The sequence below is a fragment of the Ilumatobacter sp. genome (assembly GCF_041688325.1).
GTDB lineage: Bacteria > Actinomycetota > Acidimicrobiia > Acidimicrobiales > Ilumatobacteraceae > Ilumatobacter_A.
Genome location: NZ_JBDNIJ010000276.1, coordinates 1 through 7,541, shown reverse-complemented (window position 1 = coordinate 7,541; position 7,541 = coordinate 1). Strand labels below are relative to the sequence as shown.

The window sequence follows — 7,541 nt, the reverse complement described above, 5'->3', positions numbered from 1 at the left end:
GTGCGGTGGCGCCGGATCGAGTGCGGTGTACTCGGCAGCGTGATCGGCGTACCAGATCGCCTCGGTCGACAGCCCGACAGCGTCATCGAACGCTCCGGCATGGATCGACCAATGCCCATCGTCGGCATCCAAGAGCCGCCAGAACATCGATGAGCCGCACGTCGCACAGAATCCGTACATCACGTTCGCGTCGTCGGCCGGATGAAACCATTTCAGCGTCGTATTGGACTCGAAGCTGATGGAGCTGGACGGCGCACCGGATGTTGCCGTGAAGTTGCCGGTGAATTTACGACAGCGCACGCAGTGGCATTGCAACACGTTGCGAATCGGACCCGTGACCTGGAATCGGATCTCGCGGCACATGCAGCTTCCGTTTGTGACTGCGGCGTCAGTGGTCCCGGTCATCAGCGCAGTCTGACACTTGCCGTAGGGTCCGCTCCATGAAAATCGGCATCAACGGCTCCGGCCGACTCGCAGCACCCGACCTCGACTCGATTGTGGCTGACATTGAACAGAGCGAATCTGATGGTTACGCCAGCTACTGGCTCGCGCAGACAGCGCTCGCCGACTCGATCGCAATGCTCGGTATCGCTGGGCGAACGACGTCGGAAATCGAACTCGGCACGGCCGTCGTGCCGACCTGGACGCGTCACCCCGAAGTGATGGCTGCCGGGGCGCTCACTGCCCAGGCCGCGTCGAAAGGCCGTCTTGTGCTTGGTGTTGGGCTCGCTCACCAGCCGACAGTGGAGGACCGATGGGGAATGGCCTGGGAACGCCCGGTCAAGCACATGTCCGAGTACCTCGCGATCCTCGACTCGCTGCTGAACACCGGAACCGCCTCACTCAAGGGTGAGGTCTGGTCGCTCAACCAGCAGGCAGCCTTGATGACCGACACTCCGCCCAAAGTGATGATCGCTGCGCTTGGCGAGCAGATGCTCAAGATCGCGGGCAAGCGGACCGACGGAACAATCCTTTGGTGCGTCGGCCCGAAGACGCTCGAAGCACAGATCGTCCCGGTCATTAACGACGCCGCCGACAGCGTGGGTCGTCCTGCGCCTCGTGTCGTGTGCAGCCTTCCGGTCTGCGTGACCGACAACCCGCAGCCAACGCGCGATTTCGTCGGCCAGATGCTCGCCGGTTACGCGCAGCTACCGTCGTACAGGGCCATGCTCGATATCGAAGGTGTGCACGGCGTCGAAGAGATCTCGCTGATCGGTGACGAAGCAACGGTCAATGCGGGCCTCGATGCAATTGCGGCCGCAGGCGCCACCGACTTCACCGCCGTGGTCATCCCCGACAGCGACGGCCCGACACGCACACTCGACCTCCTGCAGGCCCGCACGAACTGACGAACCGTCACACTTTGGTCTGACCGGAGCGTGACGCGGTCGGCACCAGGCGGTCAGGCGTCGCGCATGGCGTCAACAAACGGGGCGAACCGTTCGAGGTCGGCCATCACGTCGTCACGCGGGCCCTGCGACAGCACGAACACTGCGCGCTTGAGGCCCTGCTCGGCCAGTGCGGTGAGCTTTTCTTCGCTGTCGGGCACGCCGAACATCCCGAGCTCGATCTCGGCAGGGTCGCGCCCGATGTCCTCACATGCCTTGACGACGTTGTCCCAACCGTCGATGCTGTGACGGCCGCCGATCGGCATCCAGCCGTCGCAGAACTCAGCAATGTGGGCAGCAGTTTTCGGCCCAGCGGCGCCTCCGAGGATGACGGGTGGACCTGGCTTCTGCGTCGGCTTCGGCCATGCCCAGCTCGATTCGATCTGCACCTTGTCGCCGTCGAACGATGCTTCGTCCTGCGTCCACAGCGCCTTCATTGCCAAGATGTTCTCGCGCAACAATTCACGGCGCTCGCCATAGGCCGTGCCGTGCTGCGCCATCTCTTCCTTGTTCCAGCCGTACCCGACGCCGAACAGCATCCGCCCATCAGACAGCGAGTCGACGCTGGCCACTTCCTTGGCCGTATGGATCGGATCGCGCTGCGCAACCAGGCAGATGCCGGTGCCGAGTTTGATGGTGCTGGTGACCGATGCGCACGCGCCAAGGGTCACGAACGGGTCGTGTGTACGCCAGTAGAACTCGGGCAGCGGGGGAGCACCCTCGCGGCCACCCCAAGGTGTCGCCCGACTGGTCGGAATGTGCGAGTGCTCGGGGAACCAGAGCGACTCGAAGCCATGGGCCTCGGCCTCTTTGGCCAGTTCGACGGGGTTGATCGTCTGGTCGGTCGGGAAGATGGTGACGCCGATGTCCATGGGCCGAAGCTAGTGCGGCCGACGAACTCGCTCGCCGTCGGGGAATTTCACTCTTCGTTCACCCGGTCGGCGGACTAATCGCGAGTCGTTTGCGGTTAGGTACATACATGGCAATGACCGTCGACGCACTCGCCGACCGATTCGCTCAGGTCCGGGCGCGCACCGAACGGCTGGCGGCTCCGCTTTCGGCTGAAGATCAGGTCGTCCAGTCGATGCCTGACACCAGCCCGACGAAGTGGCATCGTGCCCACACCACTTGGTTCTTTGCCGAGTTCGCGCTGCACGCCGACGGCACGAGTGGCCGGGTGTGGGATCGGCCCGAGTACCGCTTTCTTTACAACAGCTACTACGAGGCGGTGGGCGCACGGCATCCACGACCGCAACGTGGCCTCGTCACCCGTCCCTCCGTTGCCGAGATCGCCGACTATCGCAACCATGTCGACAAGGAAATGCTCGAGTTGATCGCCGGTGGCCTCGACCCGGCAATCGCTGAGGTCGTCGAGCTTGGCACACATCACGAAGAGCAGCATCAAGAACTCCTGCTGATGGACATCAAGCACGTCCTCTCAATGAATCCGGCCATCGGTCCGGCCTACGCCGAGCGTCCGCATGCGCCTGCTGCCGACCCTGGTCCCAGCAACTGGGTTGAGTTCGCCGGCGGCCTCGCCGACATCGGCGTCGACCACGCGACCGGCGACTTCTCGTTCGATAGCGAAGGCCCAAGCCATCAGGTGCTGCTGTACCCGTACGCCCTGGCTGACCGGCTCGTAACAGCAGGGGAGTGGATCGACTTCATCTCCGATGGCGGCTACCAGCGACCCGAGCTGTGGAAGTCTGACGGCTGGTATCGCGCACAATCCGAAGAGTGGACGGCTCCCGAATATTGGCGGCCCGACCCGGATCAGCCCGACGCCTGGTGGGTCCACACACTGACCGGTCTGCGGTCTGTCGATCGGCACGAACCGGTCGTTCATGTCTCGCACTACGAAGCCGACGCATTCGCCACGTGGTCAGGCGCTCGCTTGCCGACGGAATTCGAATGGGAAGCCGCTGCTGCTGATTATGAGGTCGTCGGAAACGTTCTCGATGAGCAACGCGACGACTTCACCTTTCACCCGGCAGCCGCAGGGCCGGCTACAGGTGGCCTCCGCCAACTCTTCGGTGACTGCTGGGAATGGACGTCGTCGGCGTACCAGCCCTACCCTGGCTTCTCGATCGCCGACGGTGCGATTGGGGAGTACAACGGCAAGTTCATGTCCGGCCAGCAGGTACTGCGCGGAGCGTGTGTGTTCACGCCGCCAGGCCACACCAGGTCGGCCTACCGCAACTTCTTCCACCCCCACACTCGCTGGCACGCATCGGGCGTCCGGCTGGCCACCGATCGCCAATGAGCCAGACCACAGCGGGCAGTCAGGAATCTCTGATGAACGAACCCGCCGAGACCACAATCTTCGACACCGGATCGATCGACGGTCGAGTTGATCCGAAAACCGAACTCCTCCGCGCCCTGCGAAGCCATCCGCGAACGGTGCCACCGCGCTGGCTGTACGACGATCGAGGCAGCGAGCTCTATAGCCAGATCACCCGGCTGCCCGAGTACTACCAGACCGAGGCCGAACGCTCGATCCTCGAGGCCAACGCCGCAATGATCGCGGAGATCACGGGCGCCACCACGGTGATCGAACTCGGTTCAGGCACCAGTGACAAGACACGCACGCTGCTCGATGCGTTCGTTGCGCACGGTTCGATTGCCCGGTTCGCCCCGCTCGATGTGAGTGAAGCCACCTTGATTGAGGCTGCCGAGATGCTCGGTGAGCGTTACCCGGACCTCGAAGTGGCACCCGTTGTCGGCGACTTCAATCGGCATCTTCGTCGCCTGCCGAGCGGCGGGACGAGGTTGGTCGCATTCCTCGGCGGCACGATCGGCAACTTCTATCAGGAGGAGCGGCGCGCCTTCCTCGGTGCGCTCTCCGACGTGCTCGAACCGGGTGACTGGCTGATGCTCGGCGTCGACCTGCTGAAGCCGATCGACCGCCTTGTTGCTGCGTATAACGACAGCCAAGGCGTCACCGAAGCGTTCATCCGCAATGCGCTCAATGTGATCAACCGCGAACTCGACGGCAACATCGATGTCGGCAACTTCGACTACGTGCCGTTCTGGGATGGTCGTGAGGAACGCATCGATATGCGGCTCCGTGCGTGCGAACCCGAGCACGCTCGCATCGAGGCGCTCGACCTCGACCTCGATTTGGAAGCCGGCGAAGAGTTGCGCATTGAGGTCTCGACCAAATTCCGGAAGGACAAGCTGCTCGCTGATCTGGCCGAAATCGGTTTCGCAGGTGGTGAGTTCTTTACCGATGAGGCCGGCGACTTCGGCCTCGCCCTCGTTCGTCGTCAGGCGTAGAACTCAGGACGGCAGCTGGGCATCGAGCCAGTCGGTGATGCCCGCGACGACTTCGGGCCACTCGGGCTCGTTCATGCATTCGTGGCGGAGGTCGGCCCACAACTTGCGCGTGACGTTTGGTAGTTCGCCGATTGGCTCTGAGGCCGACGGCGGCACGAGCGTGTCAGCCTCGCCGTGTAGCACGTAGGTCGGCAACGTGATCTTCGCGATTGCTGGCGAGGTCGCCTTCATTGCGTCGAGGATTTGGCGGCCGAGCGCTGCAGTCGAGCCGTCGACACGGAGCGGGTCATTGTCGTAACGCTCCTGGACGTCGAGGTCGCGTGACAGAACAGATCCGTCGAAGTCCGATTTCACGTGCAGCTTCGGTACAACGCGGCTCAGCACGGGTACAGCCACGCGCTGCCACAGCGGAATCTTGGCACTGAGCGCCGGAGCACTGAGCACGGCAAGGTCAGGCTGCGGATAGTCGCTCACCAGGTACGTCGCCGAGATCAGGCCACCCAGCGAGTGGCCCATCAAGACGACCGGGACCCCAAGTTCGCGCCGCTCGACGAGCAGGTCGGCAATGTCGTCAACGAACTCGGTGAAGTGATTGACGAAGGCGCGACGGCCCCCGGACTTGCCGAAACCCCGCTGGTCGAAACCGAGCGTGTCGTAGCCAGCGGCAGCGAGTGCCTCGCCCACGTGTCCGTAGCGGCCGGAGTGTTCGCCGATGCCGTGAACAAGCAGGATTGCCGCTTTCGGAGCGTCAACAGCCCAGTGCCGCCGAAGCTGCTCAAGGCCATCGCGTGTTGTACCGAAACTGATCGTCGCTGTGCTCACGGCAAAGCAAACTATCGGGATGCTCTGGCGCTCAGAAATCACCATTGGGAGTTGTGCTGCTCGGCTCGGCGGTGAGTTCCATCTCGACCCAATCCGACGTGTCGAGCTGTTCGTTGCGCGGCCGTACCGGGCCCCGTGGGGCAGGTCGAACCAGCGCGACGGCGCGCTTCCACCAGGAGGGCCGGGCTACCGCCGCCTGTTCGTGTGCCCGTTCCAGATCGATGCGCACCTGCTCGGCGATCTGTCGGTTGGTCAGACGGAGGATCATCAGGAGCGCGACGTCCATTGCCGAGATGCGGCCATGGCAGGTCACGACGTGGCCGACTTCGACGATGCGTTCAGGTGATGCAGCGGACCCGAACTCGGCGAGCTTGGCACCTGCCAGCCAGTGCGTGGCCGCAGGCCGGTCGGCCAACAAGCCGGCCGCAGCGACCACCACAGTCCCCGTCGAGCTGGCCGCCATCCATTGGCACGACGGCTCGACGTGCCGGAGCCATGAGAGCAACGCCTCATCATGCGCGGTTCGGTCGACTCCGATGCCACCGGGGACCAACACGACATCGGGCCGAGTGGTTTCGGCGAAGGTCTGCTCGACGTCGCGTCGCCCACCGATGCCAACGACTTCTCCCCGAACAGCCCCGACACCGACGACTTGACAATCAGCCAGCCCCGACAGGGAGAGCTGCCGAAAGGCGAGCGTGAACGCTTCGCACTCGTCGATCGAGACACCGGGAAACAGCACGAGGGCCACCTGCACGGGAACAGCTTCCCACAGCCCGAAGTTGGAGGCTGTGGTTCCGTAAGGTCTCAGCATGACCACTGCTACGAGCACCACCGCACGCGACCGACTGTCCACGACAGGTGTCTGGTATTTCACCGACGGGATGTCGTCAGGGCAGGCGGCCGAGGCTGCTGGCCGTATCGAATCGCTCGGCTACTCGACCTTGTGGCTCCCCGACACCGTGGGCCGCGACCCGTTCGCCCACATGGCATGGCTCGCTTCGCAGACAACGACGTTGCAGTACGCCACAGGCATCGCCAACATTTTCCACCGTCACCCTGGGCCGATGAAGCAAGCAGCAAACACGCTCGCCGAGCAGACGGGCGGTCGCTTCGTGCTCGGCCTGGGTGTGAGTCACGGCCCGATGGTCGCCGGGCTGCGCGGCCTCGACTACTCCAAGCCGCTGACCAAGATGCGGGACTACCTCGCAGCAATGAAGACGCAGCCGTACCGGGGTATCGCACCCGAAGACGAGCCGCTCGTTCTGCTCGCCGCGCTGGGCCCGAAGATGCTCGAACTGTCGGCAACGGCGGCCGACGGCGCCCACCCGTACTGGACGACACCGGAGCACACGGCGATGGCCCGTGCAGCCATTGGTCCTGATGCGCTGCTGTGTGTCGAGCAGAAGGTGGTGTTTACGACTGACGCCGACGCAGCACGTGCGGCGGGCAACCAGCAGATCGATCGTTACGCCGCGCTGCCGAACTACCGCAACAACTGGATCCGGCTCGGCTTCACCGACGAAGAGATCGAACAGCGCGCCCACCGTTTCGTCGATGCCGTCGTCGTGTGGGGCGACGAGGATCGCGTGCATGCAGGCGTGCAGGCCCACTACGACGCTGGCGCTGACCATGTCTGTGTACAGCCGGTTAACCCAGATATGTCAGCCGACATCGACTGGAACGTGCTCGAACTTCTTGCACCCAGCTGATTGTTCTGCTGGCCCGGCGAGCCGCGTGTCTCCTCTCGGTGAGAAGATCAAATTATCTTCCGCCGCCTGCAGACCCGTCGCCTTGAGAAGGCCCGTGCCCACGTTGACGGCACGTTGCACCGAGCACGAGAACTCGGAGTGACAGCGCTGTACCTGCGCTCTCAGTTGTTGGAGAGCGAGCGGTTCAATTGATCAACCGGATGGGCAGTTGTCACCCGGACGCTTGAACGGCTGCAGTACAAGATGTCATCAAATTGTCGAATCTGATACGTTTGGCTGTGTTGTGAGCTTCGTGGGCTCGCATCCCCTTTGGGAGGGTTTCGATGTCTTCATCATCTGTTCG

Annotated in this window: 8 protein-coding genes; 4 read left to right on the top strand and 4 right to left on the bottom strand. The window is 63.5% G+C overall.

Annotation, left to right across the window (positions count from 1 at the left end; translation table 11 throughout):
* The coding region (locus ACH2EI_RS14975; protein ID WP_395160621.1) for a GFA family protein at positions 1-405 on the bottom strand (405 nt) is incomplete at its 3' end.
* 35 nt (positions 406-440) lie between these two features.
* Here ACH2EI_RS14975 and ACH2EI_RS14970 point away from each other — a divergent pair.
* The gene (locus tag ACH2EI_RS14970; RefSeq protein WP_395160619.1) at positions 441-1,349 is read left to right on the top strand and encodes a TIGR03564 family F420-dependent LLM class oxidoreductase; all 909 of its coding nucleotides are present in this window, start codon (positions 441-443) and stop codon (positions 1,347-1,349) included.
* Between the two features lie 53 nt (positions 1,350-1,402).
* Here the strand turns inward: ACH2EI_RS14970 and ACH2EI_RS14965 are convergent, their stop codons facing one another.
* Positions 1,403-2,260: an LLM class F420-dependent oxidoreductase gene (locus tag ACH2EI_RS14965; protein WP_395154309.1), complete on the bottom strand. Its 858-nt coding sequence runs from the start codon at positions 2,258-2,260 to the stop codon at positions 1,403-1,405.
* Between the two features lie 107 nt (positions 2,261-2,367).
* Between ACH2EI_RS14965 and egtB the strand changes: the two genes are divergently transcribed.
* Together egtB and egtD are read left to right on the top strand one after the other, a co-directional pair.
* Positions 2,368-3,651, top strand: coding sequence for an ergothioneine biosynthesis protein EgtB (egtB, locus tag ACH2EI_RS14960; protein WP_395154308.1), 1,284 nt, complete (start codon positions 2,368-2,370; stop codon positions 3,649-3,651).
* 32 nt (positions 3,652-3,683) lie between these two features.
* Positions 3,684-4,664, top strand: a complete 981-nt coding sequence (gene egtD / locus ACH2EI_RS14955; protein WP_395160617.1) for an L-histidine N(alpha)-methyltransferase — start codon at positions 3,684-3,686, stop codon at positions 4,662-4,664.
* Positions 4,665-4,667: 3 nt separating this feature from the next.
* Here the strand turns inward: egtD and ACH2EI_RS14950 are convergent, their stop codons facing one another.
* Positions 4,668-5,486 (bottom strand): alpha/beta hydrolase, encoded by an 819-nt coding sequence (locus ACH2EI_RS14950; protein ID WP_395154306.1) that lies wholly within the window; start codon positions 5,484-5,486, stop codon positions 4,668-4,670.
* Positions 5,487-5,517: 31 nt separating this feature from the next.
* Positions 5,518-6,300 carry a DJ-1/PfpI family protein gene (locus ACH2EI_RS14945; RefSeq protein WP_395160615.1) on the bottom strand — a complete coding sequence of 261 codons (783 nt, stop codon included), beginning with the start codon at positions 6,298-6,300 and terminating at the stop codon, positions 5,518-5,520.
* Here ACH2EI_RS14945 and ACH2EI_RS14940 point away from each other — a divergent pair.
* Positions 6,299-7,198 carry a TIGR03620 family F420-dependent LLM class oxidoreductase gene (locus tag ACH2EI_RS14940; RefSeq protein ID WP_395160613.1) on the top strand — a complete coding sequence of 300 codons (900 nt, stop codon included), beginning with the start codon at positions 6,299-6,301 and terminating at the stop codon, positions 7,196-7,198. The two genes, ACH2EI_RS14945 and ACH2EI_RS14940, sit on opposite strands and share 2 nt — an antisense overlap.
* Positions 7,199-7,541: the final 343 nt, after the last annotated feature.

Excerpts from the sequence above, each read along its gene's own strand:
- ACH2EI_RS14945 (WP_395160615.1), bottom strand. The coding sequence starts at position 6,300 with ATGCTGAGACCTTACGGAACCACAGCCTCCAACTTCGGGCTGTGGGAA.
- ACH2EI_RS14965 (WP_395154309.1), bottom strand. The coding sequence starts at position 2,260 with ATGGACATCGGCGTCACCATCTTCCCGACCGACCAGACGATCAACCCC.
- egtB (WP_395154308.1), top strand. The coding sequence starts at position 2,368 with ATGGCAATGACCGTCGACGCACTCGCCGACCGATTCGCTCAGGTCCGG.
- ACH2EI_RS14970 (WP_395160619.1), top strand. The coding sequence starts at position 441 with ATGAAAATCGGCATCAACGGCTCCGGCCGACTCGCAGCACCCGACCTC.
- ACH2EI_RS14940 (WP_395160613.1), top strand. The coding sequence starts at position 6,299 with ATGACCACTGCTACGAGCACCACCGCACGCGACCGACTGTCCACGACA.
- egtD (WP_395160617.1), top strand. The coding sequence starts at position 3,684 with ATGAACGAACCCGCCGAGACCACAATCTTCGACACCGGATCGATCGAC.